The following is a 17,280-nucleotide window of genomic DNA, read 5'->3' on the forward strand; positions in this document are numbered from 1 at the left end:
GCGGGTCAGGGTGCACAACTACCTCCCTAAGGGTGAGGCGGGGCCGGCACGCGATCGAGGACCGACGAGACCTCGCCGAACCGCTCGTGGCCCGACTCCCAGTCCTCGCGCGCCCGCCGCAGCTCGTCGCGGTCCCGCCCGACGAAGTTCCACCACATCGCGAGCTCGTCGGGGAACGGCTCGCCGCCGAGCAGCAGGGCCTCGGTGGGTCCGTCGGCGCCGAGCGCCAGCTCGTCCCGGCCGAGCCCGAGGTAGGCGATCTCACCCGGGCGGACGACCTCGTCGCCGAGGCGGACGGCCCCCGACATCACGACGAGGGCGTGCTCGTGGGTCGGCTCCGCGGGCAGGGTGCCCTCGACCGCCGCCCCGCACGACAGCGCGACCCCGACGAGGGGTGTGTCGGTGCGGGCGGCCGAGCGCACGTCGCCGAGCGCTCCGACGAGCACGGTGGCCCCCCACCCGCCTGCATCGACCGTCGGCAGCTCGGCGTGGTGCTCGAACGCGGGTGCGCCGTGCCGAGTGGCCTCGGGCTGCGCGACCCACAACTGGACGCCGTGCTGGACCGACGCGGCCGATGCCGGCGTCTCCTCGGCGTGCGCGATCCCGTTCCCTGCGGTCATCAGGTTGAGCTGCCCGGGTCGGATGAGCTGCTCGGTGCCGAGGCTGTCGTGGTGGAGCACCTCACCCTCGAGCAGCCAGGTGACCGTCTGCAGGCCGATGTGGGGGTGGGGGCCGACCTGCATCGGCGCGTCGGGCGCCGAGGGGCCGAAGTGGTCGGCGAAGCACCACGCGCCGACCGTCCGCCGCTGGCGCTTCGGCAGCGTGCGCCGCACCCGCATGCCGCCGAGGTCGACCTCGCGCGCCTCGTGGCGCTCGACGCACGGGCGCTCGGGAGGATCGTGCTCGTCGTCGACGGGTGCGTCGTGGGTCGTCACGGGGCCGCTCATCGCTCCATCTTCCTCCCTGGGGGTGGTCCGCGCCGCCGCGGGTTGAGCACGGCGGGTGGGGGGTACGCGCCCTGCCATGCCCAGCCACGCACGGCCCGTCCGCCGCCCGGCGGCCCGAGGCCCGCTCTCCGCCCACGTGCTCGCCGTCCTCGAGGGCGCGCACGGCCCGGCGCCGCAGATCCCGAGGTCCCCGGACCCCGACGACCTCCACCTCGCCCTGCACCTCTGCTACGAGCTGCACTACGGCGGCCTGCCCGGGGTCCCCGACGACCTCGAGTGGGACCCGCACCTCATCGCCTTCCGGCGGGTCCTCGAGCGCTGGTTCGAGGCGGACCTCTTCGATCGGGTCGGTCCCCCCGTCCCGTCCCAGGACGTCCGTGCCGCGCTCCCCGAGCTGATCCGCCACGACGACGGACCGTCGCTCTCGAGCTGGATGGTGGAGCACGGCACGCTGACCGCCATGCGCGAGTTCGTGGTGCACCGGTCCTCGTACCAGCTGAAGGAGGCCGACCCCCACAGCTTCGCCATCCCTCGGCTCCCGCGCGCGGCCAAGGCCGGGCTCGTCTCGATCCAGGCCGGCGAGTACGGCGTCGAGCACCCCGACCACGTGATGCACTCGGAGCTGTTCGCCCGCACGATGCGCGACCTCGGCCTCGACGACCGGCCCAACGCCTACCTCGACCAGCTGCCGGCGACCACCTTGGCCAACGGCAACCTGGTGTCGATGTTCGGGCTCAACCGACGGTGGCGTGGCGCGCTCGTCGGACACCTGTCCGTGTTCGAGATGACGTCGGTCGAGCCCATGGGCCGGTACTCGGCGGCGCTCGAGCGCATGGGCGCGTCGCCGGTCGCTCGCCGCTTCTACGACGTGCACGTGATGGCCGACGCGGTGCACGAGGTCGTCGCGGTGGAGGAGATGGCCGGCCCGCTCGCCGACGAGGAGCCGGAGCTGGCCGGCGACATCCTCTTCGGGGCGCGCGCGGTGATCGCCTCGGAGGGCGCGTTCGCCCAGCACCTGCTCGACGCATTCGCGGAGGGACGCAGCTCGCTGCTCGAACCGGTTGCCGCCTGATACCCCCTCAGGGTATGGTGTCCATGTCGCCCCGACCAGGAGGTCCGCCATGTCCACCGCCACCTACACCGTCCAGGGGATGACCTGCGACCACTGCGTCCAGGCCGTCCGCTCCGAGATCGAGAAGATCGACGGCGTCACCGGGGTCGCGGTGGACCTCGACAGCGGGTCGGTCGCCATCGAGTCGGCCGCGCCGGTCGACGACGCAGCCGTCCGGGCCGCCGTCGACGAGGCGGGGTACGAGCTCGCCTCGTGAGCGCGAGCCGAACGTGACCGCCCCCACCAAGCTCGCCGCCTTCGCCCTCCTGCTGCTCGTGGTGCTCGGTGCCTCGTTCGGCGTCGGCCGCCTCGTCGCGCCCGAGGGTGCGGACGAGGCACCGGCGTCGACCACCACCACCACCGCCCCCGCCCACGGCCACGGAGGCGACCGATGAGCGACACCGCCGCCCGCCCCACCCGGCCCGTCCAGCTCGACATCGGCGGGATGACGTGTGCGTCCTGCGCCGCCCGCATCGAGAAGAAGCTCAACAAGCTCGACGGCGTCACCGCCTCGGTCAACTACGCCACCGAGACTGCCGCGATCGACGCCCCCGACGACGTCGACGTCGCCGATCTCGTCGCCACGGTCGAGTCGGCGGGCTACAGCGCACGGGTCCCCGCGCCCGCCCGCGACGAGTCCGCGGCCGACGGCGAGCCGGCCGAGCGCGACCCCACCGATGCGCTGCGTGAGCGGCTGCTCGTCAGCGCCGCCCTCGCGCTGCCGGTCATCGCCATGGCGATGGTGCCGGCGCTCCAGTTCCGGCACTGGCAGTGGCTGTCGCTGACCCTCGCCGCCCCGGTCGTGGTCTGGGGCGCCCTGCCGTTCCACCGTGCGGCCTGGGTGAACCTCCGCCACGGCGCCGCGACGATGGACACCCTCATCTCCGTCGGCACGCTCGCGGCGTTCGCGTGGTCCCTCTACGCCCTGTTCATCGGCGAGGCGGGCGAGCCGGGCATGACGATGCCCTTCGAGCTGACGATCGCCCGCGGGTCGGGCTCGCACGAGATCTACCTCGAGGTGGCCGTCGCCGTCACCGCCTTCATCCTCGCCGGCCGCTACTTCGAGGCCCGCGCCAAGCGGCGGTCCGGGGCGGCGCTGCGTGCCCTGATGGAGCTCGGCGCGAAGGACGTGGGCGTGCTGCGTGACGGCACGGAGGTCCGCATCCCGATCGAGGAGCTGCGCGTCGACGAGCTGTTCGTGGTGCGGCCGGGGGAGAAGGTCGCCACCGACGGCGTCGTCGTCGAGGGCGCCTCGGCCATCGACGCCGCGCTGCTCACCGGCGAGAGCGTGCCCGTCGAGGTCCGCCCCGGCGACGGCGTGGTCGGCGCCACGGTGAACGCCGGGGGTCGGCTCGTCGTGCGCGCCACCCGGGTGGGAGCCGACACCCAGCTCGCCCGCATGGCCCAGCTCGTCACCGAGGCTCAGTCGGGCAAGGCGCCGATCCAGCGGCTCGCCGACCGCATCTCCGCGGTGTTCGTCCCCGTCGTCATCGCGCTCGCGGTGGCCACGCTCGGCTTCTGGCTGGGCCGCGAGGGCGACGCGACGATGGCGTTCACCGCCGCGGTGGCGGTGCTCATCATCGCCTGCCCCTGCGCCCTCGGCCTGGCCACCCCGACAGCGCTGCTCGTGGGCACCGGCCGCGGCGCGCAGCTCGGCATCCTCATCCGCGGCCCCGAGATCCTCGAGTCGACCCGACGCATCGACACGATCGTCCTCGACAAGACAGGCACGGTCACCGCCGGCGAGATGCGCCTCGTGGAGGTGCACGCGATCGACGGCGTGGACGAGCACGAGGTGCTGCGGCTCGTCGGCGCGGTCGAGGACGCGTCGGAGCACCCGATCGCCGCCGCGATCGCCGACGGGGCCCGCGAGCGCGTCGGCACGCTGCCCCCCGTCGAGTCGTTCTCGAGCACCCAGGGTCGCGGCGTGCAGGGCGTGGTCGACGGTCACGCCGTCGTGGCCGGGCGGGCCGCGTTCCTGGCCGACTGGGGGCTGCACCTCCCGGCGCCGCTCGACGACGCCCGCCGCGCGGCGGAGTCCGCCGGACGGACACCGATCCTCGCCGGCTGGGACGGCGAGGCGCGCGCTGTGGTCGTCGTCGCCGACACCGTGAAGCCGACGTCGGCCGAGGCTGTCGCGCAGCTGCGCGACCTCGGGCTCGCGCCGGTCCTGCTCACCGGCGACAACGCCGCCGCCGCCCGCACCGTCGCCGACCAGGTGGGCATCGACGAGGTGGTCGCCGAGGTCCTCCCCGAGGACAAGCTCGACGTCGTGCGGCGCCTCCAGGAGGACGGTCGGGTCGTCGCCATGGTGGGCGACGGCGTGAACGACGCCGCGGCGCTCGCCCAGGCCGACCTCGGCCTGGCGATGGGCACCGGCACCGACGTGGCGATCGAGGCCAGCGACCTCACGCTCGTCCGCGGCGACCTGCGCGCCGCCGCCGACGCCATCCGCCTCTCGCGCCGGACGCTGGGCACGATCAAGGGGAACCTCTTCTGGGCGTTCGCCTACAACGTGGCCGCCCTGCCGCTCGCCGCGGCCGGCTACCTCAACCCGATGATCGCCGCCGCGGCCATGGCGTTCTCGAGCGTCTTCGTGGTGTCCAACAGCCTGCGGCTCCGCCGGTTCTCCTGAGCCCCTCGCCTTGGGTCGCCGGGGGCCAGGCCGGTACGTTTCACCTTCCTGACCCTGCCGTCCCCCACGAAGGTCGTCCCCCCTGTGATCGACGAGAAGCTCGACGACGTCTACGCCGAGGTCCTCCGCCGCAACCCCGGTGAATCCGAGTTCCACCAGGCCGTCAACGAGGTGCTCGACAGCCTCGGGCCCTCCATCGCCAAGCACCCGCAGTTCGCCCGCCGCAAGATCATCCAGCGGATCTGCGAGCCGGAGCGCCAGATCATCTTCCGCGTGCCGTGGGAGGACGACGCCGGCGAGGTCCACATCAACCGGGGCTTCCGCGTCGAGTTCAACAGCGCGCTCGGTCCGTACAAGGGCGGCCTGCGCTTCCACCCCTCGGTGAACCTCGGCATCGTCAAGTTCCTCGGGTTCGAGCAGATCTTCAAGAACGCCCTCACCGGCCTGCCGATCGGCGGCGCGAAGGGCGGCTCCGACTTCGACCCGAAGGGTCGGTCGAACCGCGAGATCATGCGGTTCTGCCAGAGCTTCATGACCGAGCTCTACCGCCACCTCGGTGAGTACACCGACGTGCCGGCGGGCGACATCGGCGTCGGGGGACGCGAGATCGGCTGGATGTTCGGCCAGTACAAGCGCATCACCAACCGGTGGGAGTCGGGGGTCCTCACCGGCAAGGGCACCGAGTGGGGCGGGTCGCTCGTCCGCACGGAGGCCACCGGCTACGGCACCGTGTTCTTCCTCCAGGAGATGCTGGCGGCCCGCGGCACCGAGCTCGCCGGCCGCACGTGCCTCGTCTCCGGGTCGGGCAACGTGGCGATCTACGCCATCGAGAAGCTCGTCGAGGAGGGCGCGCGCGTCGTCGCCTGCTCCGACAGCGGCGGCGTCATCCACGACCCCGACGGCATCGACCTCGACCTCCTCAAGCAGATCAAGGAGGTCGAGCGGGCCCGCATCTCCGTCTACGCCGACCGTCGGCCGTCGGCCACCTTCACCGAGGCGGGCAACATCTGGGAGATCCCCTGCGACGTCGCGCTCCCCTGCGCCACGCAGAACGAGCTCACCGGCCGCGACGCCGAGAAGCTCATCGCCAACGGCTGCATCGCCGTCGCCGAGGGCGCCAACATGCCGACGATGCCCGAGGGCGTCCGGGCGTTCCAGGACGCCGGCGTCTCGTTCGGTCCGGGCAAGGCCGCGAACGCCGGTGGCGTGGCGACCTCCGCGCTCGAGATGCAGCAGAACGCGAGCCGCGACTCGTGGACCTTCGAGTACACCGAGGACCGCCTGCGGATGATCATGAAGGGCATCCACACGTCCTGCTACGAGACGGCCAAGGAGTACGGCCAGCCCGGCAACTACGTGATCGGCGCCAACATCGCCGGCTTCGAGCGGGTCGCCCGCGCCATGGTCGCCCTCGGCCTCATCTGAGCGGTCCCTCCCCGGTCAACCCGACACGACCCAGAAGAACCGGGCCGGTTCGGCGCCCAGGTTCGACCACCCCCGGATCGGCACCCGCCGCACCATCAGCGCGTCGGCGGCGCGCATGACCGGTGTCTGGTCGCCGAGGTCGATGAGCACCAGCCCGTCGGCGACGAGGATGGCCTCGAGCCCCTTGTGGGCGAAGGCCGGGGCGCCGGACTCCTCCGGCCCGAGGGTGACGAGGTAGGAGCGCAGCGGCTCGGCCGGGTCGCCGAAGAGGGGGACGAGGCCCCCGGCGGGCTCGTCGAGCGTCCGGGCCCGGTCGTGGCGGACGAGGAGGTGGTCGACGGTGGCGCCGCCGCCGACGAGGTCGTCGAGGGCGATCCCGAGCGACTCGGTGAGCGGGACGAGGGTGTCGAGGGACAGCCCGCGGCGCCCCGTCTCGGCCTGGGAGATCGCCGCCGGCGTGACGCCGGCCAGCGCGGCCAGCTGCGCCTGGGTGAGGTTGCGCTCCCGGCGGAGGCGCCGGAGGCCCTCGCCGAGGCGACCGACCACCTGCTCGCGCCCGACCTCGATCGTGCCGTCCCGATCCCGGCCCAGCTCGACGAGCGTGCCCTGCACCTGCGCCGGCCGCCCCTCGGCCTTGACGATGCGCAGGCGGTCGCCCCGGCTGTCGAACACGCACTGGGCGATCTTGGTGATGCCGTCGATCGTGGCCTGGCTGAGCATCTCGCGGCTGCCGGTCCAGTAGGCGATGGTGCCGAGGTCGAGGAGCCGGGGGCAGACGCGGCGGTAGAACGCCACCGTCGCCGGCGCCCCCCACCGGGCGACCAGCGCGTCGAGGCCGTCGACGACGAGTCGGGCGCCGACCGGGTCCGGGTGGTCGAGCAGCGTGCGCTCGACCTCCGCGGCGTCGGCCGGTGCGCGTGGGAGGGCCACGACCTCCTCGTCGGCGTGGCGGGGCGTGGTGCGGTCGTCGCCGACCAGGCGCACGCGGCGCCGTCGTTCGTCACCCGCGGCGAGGAAGGCCCGTGTGGGGGCCGCGGCCCCGTCGCGCTCCTCGGTGACCCAGACGACGTTGTCGCCGACGAGGAGCCCGCCGCGCAGCACCTCGTCGAGTCCGGGGATCCCGGTGGTCGCCGGTTGCACATAGCCAGGCTATACCTGAGACGAGGCAGGCATAGCGTCGTTAGCGTGGCGGCATGCAGGACCTCCGTGCCTCCACCGACGCGTCGCCGCGGGCCCTCCCGCTGGACGAGCTGCGCGCCCGGCTCACCGCCGAGCGCGACGAGCTGATGGCCCAGGCGGGCATCAGCCACGACGACCTCGTCGACCCGGAGGATCCGACGCGCGGCCACGACGCCGTGACCGCCGCGCTCCAGTCGATGAACCAGGCCCACATCGCCGAGGTCAGCGAGGCCCTCGGCCGCATGGAGGCCGGCCGCTACGGCGATTGCGTCGACTGCGGGGCCGAGATCCCGGTGGAGCGCCTCGAGATCATGCCCGCGACCCGGTACTGCGTCGGCTGCCAGCAGCGCCACGAGTGACGTCGTCCGCCCCGGGCGCCTGATCGCGCGGGTGTCGACGTCGACGCAACGGCGCGTCAGGCGTCGGCACCCGCGCCCGTCCGCGTCCCGTCGAGCTGCCACGCCCCGTCGACCAGCCGGCGGGACAAGGACGCCAACGACCGCTCGGCATGGGCCTTGGCCGCCTCGGCCTGCGGGCCGGACCAGCCGGCGTCCACCGTCTCGACGAACAGCTGGTGCCAGCGGTCGAACCACTCGACCTGGAGGGGGGCCCGCTCGTGGAGGTGGCGGTGGGCGGCGTACATCGCGCCGGCGTAGCTCGGATCACCGAGCAGGATCCGGCACCAGTAGTCGATGAGCCGGGGGATGTGGCTCGGCCAGTCGACCTCGGCGATCTCGTCGAAGACCGGCTCGAGCACGTCGTCGAACACCACGGCGCGGTAGAACGCGACGACCATGTCGTGGATCTGCGTGCGGGTGTCCAGGTCCGGCATACTTCTAGACCGTACTAGAACAACACGGGGGTTCCCTCATGGCGACGGACGAGCTGGGCGGCGAGGCGGCCTGTGCCCTCCCGGTGCACGGCGACGTGGTCGAGGAGCTGACCGACCACGCCCTCGCGGACGTCCTGCGGCGCACGTCGGACGCCGTGGTCGTCGCCGACCGGGCCGGCGACGTCCTCCTCTGGAACGACGGGGCGACCCGCCTGCTCGGCTGGACGGCCGAGCAGATGGTCGGCCGCCCCATGTCGGCCATCGTCCCCGAGCGCCTCCGCGCCCGTCACGACGCCGGCTTCCACCGCACGATGGAGACCGGCGAGACGCAGTACGGCGACTCGATGCTCCAGGTCCCCGCCCAACACCGGGACGGGCACACCGTGTCGGTGGCCTTCACGGTGACGCTCCTGTGGCACCCGGGTCAGAAGGCGCCCTACGCCATCGCCGCGATCATGCGCGACGACACCGAGCGGTGGGAGCTCGCCCGCGCCGTCCGGCTCAGCGGTGGCGGGTGAGGTCGATGCCGATGCCGGCCTTGCGTCGGTGGACCGTGAGGTACCAGAGGCCCTCGTCGCCGGCACGGAGGCGGCGGCCGGCGCCCTTCGGGATTTCGACGAGCAGGCGGGGGCCGACCTCCGCGTCCTCGCCGTCGACGGTGACGGTGCCCGTCCCGGCGAGGACGACGATGACGACGTCCACCGCGTCGTTCACGTGGTGCTCGACCACGTGCCCGGGTTCGAGCCGGACGAGGTTGGCGTTGAGGTCGCCCGCGGGCTGGAGCGTCCAGTGCACGCCATCGGCACCTGCGCCGTGCGCGGCGCCCGCCATGATCGCCGCGAGGTCGACGACCTGAGCGCGGTGGGTCGAGGTCACGGCCGCCGTCTCCATCCCGACAAGAGTCGCACCCCGCGCACCGCACCGTCGAGGGCCCACGCGACGAGACCGAGCGCCAGCACCAGCTCGAGCTCGAGCAGGGCGGCCGCCGCGGCGACGTTCGCGGCGCCGACCCCGATCCACGATCGGGTCGTGGCGAAGCCGTCCGAGAGCTGCTCGTGGCCGCCACCGCGGAGCACCGGTCCGAGGTAGGCGAGCGAGGCGACGAGGATCTGGGCGAAGCCCCCGATCGCGAGCGCCCGCAGGACGGGTGCGTCGTCCCCACCCGACCTCATCACCAGGCCGAGCGCGGCAGCGCCGAGGGCCCACCAGACCACCCCGGCGATCAGCTGCACCAGGCGCGGGCCGGACCACGAGAGCTGACGGGCACCGACCCGGGGGAGCAGCGCCAGGACCGATACGACGACGATCCCCTCGGCGACGAGCAGCACGGCCGCGAGGTCCCGCAGGTCGATCGCGAGGGCGCTCGCCGCCCCGGCCACGAGGATCGCCGACGTCGCCACCCACGCACGGATCCGTCCCGCGGTGGCGCGTGGCGACATCTTGGCCCGGACCTGGGTGGCGGCGAAGAACGGCAGCGTGGCGAGGATGACGCCGCCGACCAGCCCGAGCAGGTTGACGACGAGGTGCGCGGCGCGCAGGTCGGTCGATGCGCCGCCGGTCGCGAGGTGCACACCGACCGCGATGCCGACCACCCCGAAGGCGAGGGCCACGAGGTAGCCGTCGATCGCCGGGCCGTAGCGGTCCGTCGTCGCCGTCCTCCGGATCCCGACGAGGAGCCCCGCGAGGAGCAGGACCCCGCCGCCCACGAGCGTGCCGCCGACCGCGGCCACGAGGTCGGACCCCGCCTCGCGCCCGGACACGAGCAGCAGCGTCCCCGCCACGACGGCGGCCCTCTGGAGAGCCACGGCGCGGTCGGACGGTGCCGGCGAGGTCGACCAGGTGACGGCGAGCATCTGGGTGGCGCCGCTGATCGCCGAGAGGAGCGCGCCGACGAGCAGCAGGTGGAGCGGCAGCCACACGCCGGTCGAGTGGGGGACCACGGCGGCGACCGGCGCGGCGACGAGGAAGGCGGCTGCGGCCAGGAGGGTCGGCCGGGTCTGGCGGTGGACGACGGCGACGCGGTCCCTCCGACGGTCCTCCACCGCCCGATCATCGCTCACGGACGTCGCGGTCATCGCGGGTGGAACCCGAGCAGCTCCATCGCCTCGGGCGACAGGCGGGCCGGCGTCCACGGCGGGTCCCACACCACGCGCAGCTCGACGTCGAGCTCGGGCAGCGCCGCGGCGAGCGCCTCCTCCGCCTCGCGCGGGAGCTGCTCGCTGACCGGGCAGCCCGGCGTGGTCAGCGTCATGTCGACCTCGAGGCGACCGTCGCGCTGGCGCATGTCGTAGACGAGGCCGAGGCGCACGACGTCGAGCCCGAGCTCGGGGTCGATGACGCGCTCCAGGGCGTGGGCCGCCCTGGTGACGACGTCCTGGTCGGGGGTGCTGATCTGCACGGCGCGCTCGGTCATGACGAGGCCTCCCTGAGGATGCGACGGGGGGTGAGGGCGAGGTTCGCGGTGGTGGTCGCGCCGCACGCGGCGAGTGCGATCCCGCCGACGGCGACGGAGGTGGCGTGGACCGCCAGCAGCCCACCGACGACGAGCGTGAACCCGGCCGTCCCGAGCGCGAGTGCTGCGCGAGCCGGTCCAGGTCGGAACAGGTGGGCGAAGAGGAGCGGCGATCCGTCGGCACGAGCGCGGATCCCCCGGGCACGCAGCGCGCTGTACCCGATGAAGGGGACGATCTTGTGGACGTGGCCGACGATCGCGAGCCCGAGCCACCCGACGAGCGCCGCGACCTCGGCCGCCACGACGTCGGAGCGCCGTCCCGGCGACATCGGGAACAGGCCGCCCACCTCGGCGAGGGCGAGGGCGAGGAGGAGGAAGGCGGCCGACGTGAACAGGAAGGCGTGGAGCAGCTCGAGCTTGCGGCGGCGGTGGCGCACGCAGGTGAGCAGCGACGCGACGTGCGCACACAGCCCGACGGCGGCCAGGAGCCCGCCGATCCAGCCGATCGGCTGGATGCCGAACAGGAGCCCGACGGTGAGGATCGGCGCGGCGACGACGAGGCTCCAGACCGCGACCTGCCCCTCGCGGTCGTGCGGCCGGTGCGCCAGCAGGAACATGGGCCAGAGCTTCTCGGCGACGGCGACGTAGGTGAGGCCGAGCCACCCGACGAGCCCGAGGTGGGCGTGGGCGAGGACCCGGTGGGGCACGAGCGGGAACCAACCCGTCTGTCGGTCGAACGCGTAGACGACCCCGAACAGCACGGTGATCGCCAGGTAGGCCACGGAGAAGCGCAGCCCCCACAGCGGCAGGCCGCCGTCCCGGGACGAGAGCGGGCCGGAGAGGTTCCACACCGCCAGACCGACCGTGGCGGTGCCGACGACCCCACCGGTCGCGACCAGCGCCTCGGGCCCGTGGGCGAAGCCGCTCGGCAGGATCCAGGCGGTCGCCACCATGCCGACGAGGGTGACCCACCCGGCCCGCACCGAGCGCAGCGGGCGGCGGGCGACGACGGGGGCGAACTGGTGGAGGGCCCCGAGGACCCCGGTCGTGAGGAACGCGAGCATCGCCACGTGGACCGCGGAGACCGCGCCCGGATGCGTCGGTGCGGTGACGAGGCGGTCGGCCGCGAACCACACGGCGAGGCCGAGGCCGGTGAGGCCGACGCCGGCGGCGCCGAGGAACGCGAGGGGCAGCGCGGGCGGCGGGACCACGTCGGGCGCACCCGGTCCCGGGACGGCGACGGGCGGGACCATCGGTGTGGGGGGAGCGATGGCCGTCACGCGGCCCTCCTTGACATAGTTCTATGAGTCGCTAGAAATATACGGAGCCCCGATCCATCCGGTCAACCGCCTCCGAGGAGCCCGCACCATGTCCGACACCGTCATCGACGTCCGCACGATCCCGCCGCGGGAGCGCCACCCGCTCATCTTCCGGGAGCTCGACGGGCTGACCCCGGGGACCTCGCTGCGCCTCCTGAACGACCACGACCCCCGTCCGCTGCGCTACCAGCTCGAGGCCGAACGCCCCGACCACTTCCGCTGGGAGTACGTGGAGGAGGGTCCCGAGCAGTGGGCGGTCGACATCACGAGCCGAGCCCACGTGATCGACGCTCGGCCGATCCTCGCCGCGGGTGACGAGCCGTTCCAGGCGATCATGGAGGCCGCGAGCCGGGTCGGTCAGGACGAGATCCTCGTGGTGTGGGCACCGTTCGAGCCCGTGCCGCTGGAGGGCGTGCTCGCCGAGCAGGGGTTCCGCTTCGTCGCCGACGAGGTCGCACCCGGGGACTGGCGCGTGTGCTTCCTCCGGTCATGAGGCGCATCGGGTGAGGGGGCGGGCATCATGAGCGGCGTGGTGACCCTCCAGCAGCAGGCCCGAGCGCTCGGCGATCCCACGCGCCACGGGGTATTCCGGTACCTCGCCGACGCCGGCCACCCCGTCGGCGTCGCCGAGCTCACCGCCCACTTCGGGCTCAACCACAACGCCATCCGCCAGCACCTGGCGAAGCTTCTCGACGCCGACCTCGTCGTCGAGGGGCGGATGGCCACCGGCGGCCCCGGCCGTCCCCGGCTCGTCTACGAGGTCGACCCGACCGCAGAGAGCCGCTGGGGCGTCACCGGTCCCTACGAGCGCCTCAGCGTGCTGCTCGCGGAGATCATCCGCACCGGCGAGACGCCGCGCGAGATCGGTCGCCGCGCCGGGGAGCGGTACCGCAGCGGCACGGCGACCGATGCCGAGGCGACGATCGTCGAGGTGGCCGAGGCGATGGCCCGGGAGGGGTTCGAGCCCGACGTGCGCCGGACCGGCGGCAGGGTGGAGATCGTGCTCCAGAACTGCCCGTTCGCCAACACGGCCGCCGCCGACCCGCAGACGATCTGCTCGCTGCACGAGGGCATCGCCGAAGGCGTCGCCGGACCGGATGGCCCGGTCGTCGTCGAGCGGCTCGAGGCGCACGACCCCCACGAGGCCGGATGCCGTCTGTGCCTCAGGGTCGAGCACCCCGCCTGATCACGGCTCCGGGAGGGCGGCCCGGTCGGGCCGAACGTAGCCCCGCTTGAGTCCTGCCGGTCGGGGAGCCCCTCGCTACGGTCGGCGGGTCACCGACGAAGGGAGGTGGCATGTCCGACGGCAAGACCCGCAAGAAGGGCAGATCGGTGCTCGAGAAGCGCAAGGCGAAGCACGAGCGCCGCGCCGCCAGGGACGCGGCGAACGCCCGCCGCGACCGTCTCCAGCCCCAGGGCAGCTAGTCGCTGACCCGCCTCACCAGCGTTGACGGGCCTCCTCGGCGAACCCGGGGAGGCCCTCGACGCGCACCTCCTCACCGTCCTCGGTGCGCACGTGCCCGGACCAGGTGCCGAACACCTGGTGGGTCTCGCTGCCGTACTGCCCGCCGGCGTCGGCGCCGGAGTGCTTGTCGAACCGGGGTGCGAGCGTGACGTCGAGCCGTCCGTGGGGGTCGCGCACGCGCCACGGCTCCATCGGCCGGTCCCAGTCGTAGGTCCACTCGAGCTCGTCGCCGAGCTTGGTGAGCCGTCCGTCGAGGACGAACCCGTTCTCGGTGAAACCCGTGCCCTCGGTCCACTTCGCACCGAACTGCAGGCCGACGAGACGGCCGTCGACGCGGCCACCCCCGCCGCCCCAGTTCCAGCGGATCTCGCGGGGCCAGCGTCCGCGCCCGACGTCGAGTGCCGACCACCCGTCGATCGTCCACGCCCGGTCGCCGACGACCAGCTCGCCCGACGCCGCCCGGAGCCACTGCTTCGATGTGAAGTTGAAGATCTCGTCGCTCCACGGGATCACGACGTTGAGCGACTCCAGGTCGTCGGGCCGCTCCATGCGCACGTCGATGCGCCCCGGCCGGCCGTCGGCCTCCGTCCACGACGCCCGGAGGCGGGTGCCCGTCGCGTCGTCGCGCACGTCCATCGCGAACTCCTCGCGGTCGACGACGAGCGGCGCGGCGCCGACGACGTCGGGCAGCGTGACGACGCCCGGCTCGGTGAGGACGCTGCCCCCACCGGTTGCCCCGTCGGCGATGTCGTGCCAGTAGACGTCGGCGAGGCCGATCGCCTCCACGTCCGCGTAGACCCACGACACGATCAGGTCGCCGGACATCACGCACCAGTAGTCCCAGCGCTTGTTCTGCGGGTGGGGACCGAGGTTCGCCCGGTGGAGCGGTCGGCGAGACCAGCCCCGGGCCGCCGTGGCGAGCGTCGCCCCGTCGGGGGTGCACAGGTCGACCGGCGCGGTGATCTCCGGTTCGTGGGTCGTGGCCATGACCGCAACCTAGGACGGCGCGAGGCTGGAGGTGTGACCACGCAGGCCGCCGCCGTCGCCGAGACTCATGCCGCGGTCGTCGTCTTCCTCGGTGACCGAGCGTACAAGCTGCGCAAGCCCGTCGACCTCGGGTTCCTCGACTACACGACGCGCGCGGCCCGGCTCGATGCCGCGACCCGGGAGGTCGACCTCAACCGGCGGCTCGCGCCCGACGTGTACCTGGGCATCGCCGACGTGCACGACACCGACGGCGCGCTCGCCGACCACCTGGTGGTCATGCGGCGGATGCCGGTCGACCGGCGCCTGTCGACGCTCGTCACCGACGGCGCCGCGAAGGTCGAGGCCGAGGTGCGGCGCATCGCCCGCGTGGTCGCCGACTTCCACGCCCGGGCCGAGCGCAGCGACGCCGCCGACGAGTGCGCCGGACGCGACGCGCTGGCCCGCCGCTGGCGGGACAACACCCGGGAGATGACGAGCCTCGTCGGCTCGGTCCTCGACCGTGAGGCGGTCGAGGCCGTGGACGCGCTGGCGGCGCGGTACCTGGCGGGCCGCGGCCCGCTGATCGCGGGCCGCGTCGCGGAGGGTCGGGCGGTGGACGGCCACGGCGACCTGCTGGCCGACGACATCTTCTGCCTCGACGACGGGCCCCGCATCCTCGACTGCCTCGAGTTCGACGACCAGCTCCGCTACGAGGACGTCCTCGCCGACGTGGCGTTCCTGGCCATGGACCTCGAGCGGCTGGGCCGCCCCGACCTCGGCGCGCTGTTCCTCGAGGCCTATCGCGACGCGGCGGGGGACTCGTGGCCGGTCGCCCACGCCCACCACCACATCGCCTACCGGGCCCAGGTCCGCGCCAAGATCGCCGCGATCCGCGCCTCCCAGGGCGACGAGCAGTCGCAGACCGCCGCCCGGCACCTGCTCGACCTGTGCCGCACCCACCTGGACGCGGCGCGGATCCGGCTGGTCCTCGTCGGCGGTCTGCCCGGGACCGGGAAGTCGACGCTGGCGGCCGGGCTCGGCGCCTCGCTCGGCGCCGTGGTGCTGCGCTCCGACGTCGTCCGCAAGGAGCTGCTCGGCGTCCCGGTCGATGCGTCCGTCGCGGCGTCGTTCGGCGAGGGGGCGTACGCCCCCGACGTGACGCGACGGGTCTACGACGAGCTGCGGCGACGGGCCGCCGAGCACGTCGGGCTCGGCGCGTCGGTCGTGCTCGACGCGTCGTGGACCGACGCGCACGAGCGCGACCTGGCGCGACTCGTCGCGAGGGAGGGCCACGCCGACCTGCGGGAGCTGTCCTGCGTGGTCCCGCAGGAGGTCGCGGCGGCGCGCATCCACGCACGCGCCGCGCGGGGCGGCGACGCCTCCGACGCCGACGAGGCGGTGGCGGCGCAGATGGCGGCCACCGCCGACGCCTGGCCCGAGGCGACCGAGGTGTCCACGCTGGGCACGCCCGACGCGGTGCTGGCAGGCGTGCTCGACCGCCTCTGACCCGGCCCGCTACGCCACCCACCCGTCCCGGGTGCGGGGCATGCCGCTCGACCCGTGCTCACCACCTCGCACGCCGAGCACCTGGTGCACGGCGAGGCCGCCGTCCTCGAACCCGATCGCGGAGGCGACCATGTAGAGGAGCCACACCCGCGCCCGGCCCTCGCCGACGAGGGCGACGGCCTCGTCCCATCGCTGCTGGAGGTTCGCCACCCACGCCCGCAGCGTCGTCCCGTAGTGCTCCCGCAGCGACTCGACGTCGCGCACCTCGAAGCCCGCCGCCTCCATCCCGAGCACGACGTCGCCCACGTCGATCAGCTCGCCGTCGGGGAAGACGTAGCGGTGCGCGAACGAGCGCCCGGCGAGCCGCGAACCTCCGACGGACGAGATGGCGTGGTTGAGGAGCCGCCCCTCCGGCCGCAGCAGCGACCAGAGCGTGCCGAGGTAGGTGGACATCCGCGCCGCGCCGACGTGCTCGAACATGCCGATCGACGAGATGGCGTCGAAGGCCTCCCCGTGGAGCTCCCGGTAGTCCTGCAGCCGGACCTCCACCCGGTCGTCGAGCCCCGCGTCCCTGACGCGCGCCCGGGCGAGCTGCGCCTGCTGCTCGCTGATCGTGATGGCGACCACGCGAGCGTCGTGATGGCGGGCGGCGTGGATCGCCATCGACCCCCACCCGCACCCCACGTCGAGGAGGCGCGCGCCGGGGCGCTCGTGCAGGCCGAGCTTGCGGCAGACGAGCTCGTGCTTGGCGTCCTGCGCGGCCTCGAGGGTCGTCGCGTCGTCGACGAACCGGGCGCACGAGTAGGTGAGGGAGGGTCCGAGGACCAGTCGGTAGAAGTCGTTGCCGACGTCGTAGTGGTGGCTGACCGCCGTGGCGTCCCGCCGGCGCGAGTGGCGCAACCCACGGGGTCGGGCCTCCTCCGGCGGTGGCGGTGGCGGCCGGTCGAGCAGCCCGAGCCGTCGGGCCGCCTGCACCGCCGCCGGCACGGTGCGCAGCGTCGTCCGGAGCCGCTGGCCGGCCGGGCGCAGCGCGGCGACGACGGCGAAGATGTCGCCGTCGACGTCGAGGTCGCCGGCGACGAACGCCCGCCCCGCGCCCAGCTCGCCCGGCGCCCACGCCATCCGACGGATCGCCTCGGGGGAGCGGAGCACGAGCGCGCCCGGACCGCCGCGTGGACCGAGCCGGCTGCCGTCCCAGAACCGCACCTCGACCGTCGGTCGGCCGAGGTAGGCCTCGACGAGCGGGCGGAGCTGGTCCGCCAACCCTGCGTCGCGGCGCGCGCGCAGGTCGATGGTGACACCGGTGCGCACCGCACCGGGTCGGGTCGTGACGTCGTCCTGGAGCGCCACCCGGGCCTCCTTCGCCTCGCCTCGTTCACGTCGCGACGCGACGCGTCGCGACGAGGAACGTAGCCACGCGGCGCCGCGGATCCAGCCGGTTTT

General features: G+C 73.8%; 20 protein-coding genes. 11 read left to right on the forward strand and 9 right to left on the reverse strand.

The annotated features are described in order from the left end of the window. Window positions 1-26 precede the first annotated feature (26 nt). Window positions 27-947 carry a pirin family protein gene (locus GH723_RS00265; protein ID WP_153757774.1) on the reverse strand — a complete coding sequence of 307 codons (921 nt, stop codon included), beginning with the start codon at window positions 945-947 and terminating at the stop codon, window positions 27-29. 76 nt (window positions 948-1,023) lie between these two features. Between GH723_RS00265 and GH723_RS00270 the strand changes: the two genes are divergently transcribed. The 5 genes from GH723_RS00270 (at window position 1,024) to gdhA (ending at window position 6,118) form a co-directional block, all read left to right on the forward strand. Continuing rightward, on the forward strand, window positions 1,024-2,019 hold the full coding sequence (locus tag GH723_RS00270; RefSeq protein WP_153757775.1) for an iron-containing redox enzyme family protein: 996 nt from the start codon (window positions 1,024-1,026) through the stop codon (window positions 2,017-2,019). Between the two features lie 49 nt (window positions 2,020-2,068). After that, complete coding sequence (locus GH723_RS00275) at window positions 2,069-2,275, forward strand: heavy-metal-associated domain-containing protein (RefSeq protein WP_153757776.1); 207 nt, start codon at window positions 2,069-2,071, stop codon at window positions 2,273-2,275. Window positions 2,276-2,288: 13 nt separating this feature from the next. After that, window positions 2,289-2,453, forward strand: a complete 165-nt coding sequence (locus GH723_RS00280) for a hypothetical protein (protein WP_153757777.1) — start codon at window positions 2,289-2,291, stop codon at window positions 2,451-2,453. Further along, a complete protein-coding gene (locus tag GH723_RS00285) occupies window positions 2,450-4,693 on the forward strand; it encodes a heavy metal translocating P-type ATPase (protein ID WP_153757778.1) in 2,244 nt (747 codons plus the stop codon). Before GH723_RS00280 ends, GH723_RS00285 begins: the two co-directional genes overlap by 4 nt. Before the next feature lie 84 nt (window positions 4,694-4,777). Next, window positions 4,778-6,118, forward strand: a complete 1,341-nt coding sequence (gdhA, locus tag GH723_RS00290) for an NADP-specific glutamate dehydrogenase (RefSeq protein WP_229022932.1) — start codon at window positions 4,778-4,780, stop codon at window positions 6,116-6,118. 15 nt (window positions 6,119-6,133) lie between these two features. Here gdhA and GH723_RS00295 read toward each other — a convergent pair whose 3' ends face one another. Further along, complete coding sequence (locus GH723_RS00295) at window positions 6,134-7,258, reverse strand: XRE family transcriptional regulator (RefSeq protein WP_153757780.1); 1,125 nt, start codon at window positions 7,256-7,258, stop codon at window positions 6,134-6,136. 53 nt (window positions 7,259-7,311) lie between these two features. Between GH723_RS00295 and GH723_RS00300 the strand changes: the two genes are divergently transcribed. Further along, window positions 7,312-7,656 carry a TraR/DksA family transcriptional regulator gene (locus tag GH723_RS00300; RefSeq protein WP_153757781.1) on the forward strand — a complete coding sequence of 115 codons (345 nt, stop codon included), beginning with the start codon at window positions 7,312-7,314 and terminating at the stop codon, window positions 7,654-7,656. 56 nt (window positions 7,657-7,712) lie between these two features. On the opposite strand, the gene GH723_RS00305 is transcribed toward GH723_RS00300, so the two are convergent. Further along, complete coding sequence (locus GH723_RS00305) at window positions 7,713-8,129, reverse strand: group III truncated hemoglobin (RefSeq protein ID WP_153757782.1); 417 nt, start codon at window positions 8,127-8,129, stop codon at window positions 7,713-7,715. 38 nt (window positions 8,130-8,167) lie between these two features. On the opposite strand from GH723_RS00305, the gene GH723_RS00310 reads away from it, so the two are divergent. Next, window positions 8,168-8,647, forward strand: a complete 480-nt coding sequence (locus tag GH723_RS00310) for a PAS domain S-box protein (protein WP_153757783.1) — start codon at window positions 8,168-8,170, stop codon at window positions 8,645-8,647. Here GH723_RS00310 and GH723_RS00315 read toward each other — a convergent pair. The 4 genes from GH723_RS00315 to GH723_RS00330 are packed head-to-tail and all read right to left on the reverse strand — an operon-like array spanning window position 8,631 to window position 11,861. Beyond that, window positions 8,631-9,005: a cupin domain-containing protein gene (locus GH723_RS00315; protein ID WP_195210428.1), complete on the reverse strand. Its 375-nt coding sequence runs from the start codon at window positions 9,003-9,005 to the stop codon at window positions 8,631-8,633. The genes GH723_RS00310 and GH723_RS00315 overlap by 17 nt on opposite strands. Beyond that, complete coding sequence (locus GH723_RS00320; protein ID WP_153757785.1) at window positions 9,002-10,189, reverse strand: hypothetical protein; 1,188 nt, start codon at window positions 10,187-10,189, stop codon at window positions 9,002-9,004. Before GH723_RS00320 ends, GH723_RS00315 begins: the two co-directional genes overlap by 4 nt. Window positions 10,190-10,200: 11 nt before the next feature. Next, window positions 10,201-10,542: a metal-sulfur cluster assembly factor gene (locus tag GH723_RS00325; RefSeq protein ID WP_153757786.1), complete on the reverse strand. Its 342-nt coding sequence runs from the start codon at window positions 10,540-10,542 to the stop codon at window positions 10,201-10,203. Then, window positions 10,539-11,861: a hypothetical protein gene (locus tag GH723_RS00330; RefSeq protein WP_153757787.1), complete on the reverse strand. Its 1,323-nt coding sequence runs from the start codon at window positions 11,859-11,861 to the stop codon at window positions 10,539-10,541. The genes GH723_RS00325 and GH723_RS00330 overlap by 4 nt, the downstream gene beginning before the upstream one ends. An 88-nt stretch (window positions 11,862-11,949) precedes the next feature. Between GH723_RS00330 and GH723_RS18360 the strand changes: the two genes are divergently transcribed. The 3 genes from GH723_RS18360 to GH723_RS18975 all read left to right on the forward strand — a co-directional run bounded on the left by GH723_RS18360 (window position 11,950) and on the right by GH723_RS18975 (window position 13,325). Continuing rightward, on the forward strand, window positions 11,950-12,393 hold the full coding sequence (locus GH723_RS18360) for a DUF2249 domain-containing protein (protein WP_195210429.1): 444 nt from the start codon (window positions 11,950-11,952) through the stop codon (window positions 12,391-12,393). A gap of 36 nt (window positions 12,394-12,429) precedes the next feature. Next, entirely contained in the window at window positions 12,430-13,086 is a 657-nt protein-coding gene (locus GH723_RS00340; RefSeq protein WP_229022933.1) for a helix-turn-helix transcriptional regulator, read from the forward strand. Window positions 13,087-13,196: 110 nt separating this feature from the next. Beyond that, window positions 13,197-13,325 carry a hypothetical protein gene (locus tag GH723_RS18975; protein WP_267471325.1) on the forward strand — a complete coding sequence of 43 codons (129 nt, stop codon included), beginning with the start codon at window positions 13,197-13,199 and terminating at the stop codon, window positions 13,323-13,325. A 13-nt stretch (window positions 13,326-13,338) separates the two neighbouring features. Here the strand turns inward: GH723_RS18975 and GH723_RS00345 are convergent, their stop codons facing one another. Further along, a complete protein-coding gene (locus GH723_RS00345) occupies window positions 13,339-14,352 on the reverse strand; it encodes a DUF2804 domain-containing protein (protein ID WP_153757789.1) in 1,014 nt (337 codons plus the stop codon). Window positions 14,353-14,385: 33 nt separating this feature from the next. On the opposite strand from GH723_RS00345, the gene GH723_RS00350 reads away from it, so the two are divergent. Beyond that, on the forward strand, window positions 14,386-15,837 hold the full coding sequence (locus tag GH723_RS00350) for a bifunctional aminoglycoside phosphotransferase/ATP-binding protein (RefSeq protein WP_153757790.1): 1,452 nt from the start codon (window positions 14,386-14,388) through the stop codon (window positions 15,835-15,837). A 9-nt stretch (window positions 15,838-15,846) separates the two neighbouring features. Here the strand turns inward: GH723_RS00350 and GH723_RS00355 are convergent, their stop codons facing one another. Further along, complete coding sequence (locus tag GH723_RS00355) at window positions 15,847-17,187, reverse strand: SAM-dependent methyltransferase (RefSeq protein WP_229022934.1); 1,341 nt, start codon at window positions 17,185-17,187, stop codon at window positions 15,847-15,849. Between the last annotated feature and the right edge of the window lie 93 nt (window positions 17,188-17,280).

This window comes from Actinomarinicola tropica (assembly GCF_009650215.1).
Classification (GTDB): domain Bacteria; phylum Actinomycetota; class Acidimicrobiia; order Acidimicrobiales; family SKKL01; genus Actinomarinicola; species Actinomarinicola tropica.

Bases quoted from the DNA above. Each gene is read 5' to 3' on its own strand.
- GH723_RS00265 (WP_153757774.1), bottom strand. From the start codon at position 947: ATGAGCGGCCCCGTGACGACCCACGACGCACCCGTCGACGACGAGCAC.
- GH723_RS00270 (WP_153757775.1), top strand. From the start codon at position 1,024: ATGCCCAGCCACGCACGGCCCGTCCGCCGCCCGGCGGCCCGAGGCCCG.
- GH723_RS00275 (WP_153757776.1), top strand. From the start codon at position 2,069: ATGTCCACCGCCACCTACACCGTCCAGGGGATGACCTGCGACCACTGC.
- GH723_RS00285 (WP_153757778.1), top strand. From the start codon at position 2,450: ATGAGCGACACCGCCGCCCGCCCCACCCGGCCCGTCCAGCTCGACATC.
- GH723_RS00300 (WP_153757781.1), top strand. From the start codon at position 7,312: ATGCAGGACCTCCGTGCCTCCACCGACGCGTCGCCGCGGGCCCTCCCG.
- GH723_RS00305 (WP_153757782.1), bottom strand. From the start codon at position 8,129: ATGCCGGACCTGGACACCCGCACGCAGATCCACGACATGGTCGTCGCG.
- GH723_RS00310 (WP_153757783.1), top strand. From the start codon at position 8,168: ATGGCGACGGACGAGCTGGGCGGCGAGGCGGCCTGTGCCCTCCCGGTG.
- GH723_RS00325 (WP_153757786.1), bottom strand. From the start codon at position 10,542: ATGACCGAGCGCGCCGTGCAGATCAGCACCCCCGACCAGGACGTCGTC.
- GH723_RS18360 (WP_195210429.1), top strand. From the start codon at position 11,950: ATGTCCGACACCGTCATCGACGTCCGCACGATCCCGCCGCGGGAGCGC.
- GH723_RS18975 (WP_267471325.1), top strand. From the start codon at position 13,197: ATGTCCGACGGCAAGACCCGCAAGAAGGGCAGATCGGTGCTCGAGAAG.
- GH723_RS00345 (WP_153757789.1), bottom strand. From the start codon at position 14,352: ATGGCCACGACCCACGAACCGGAGATCACCGCGCCGGTCGACCTGTGC.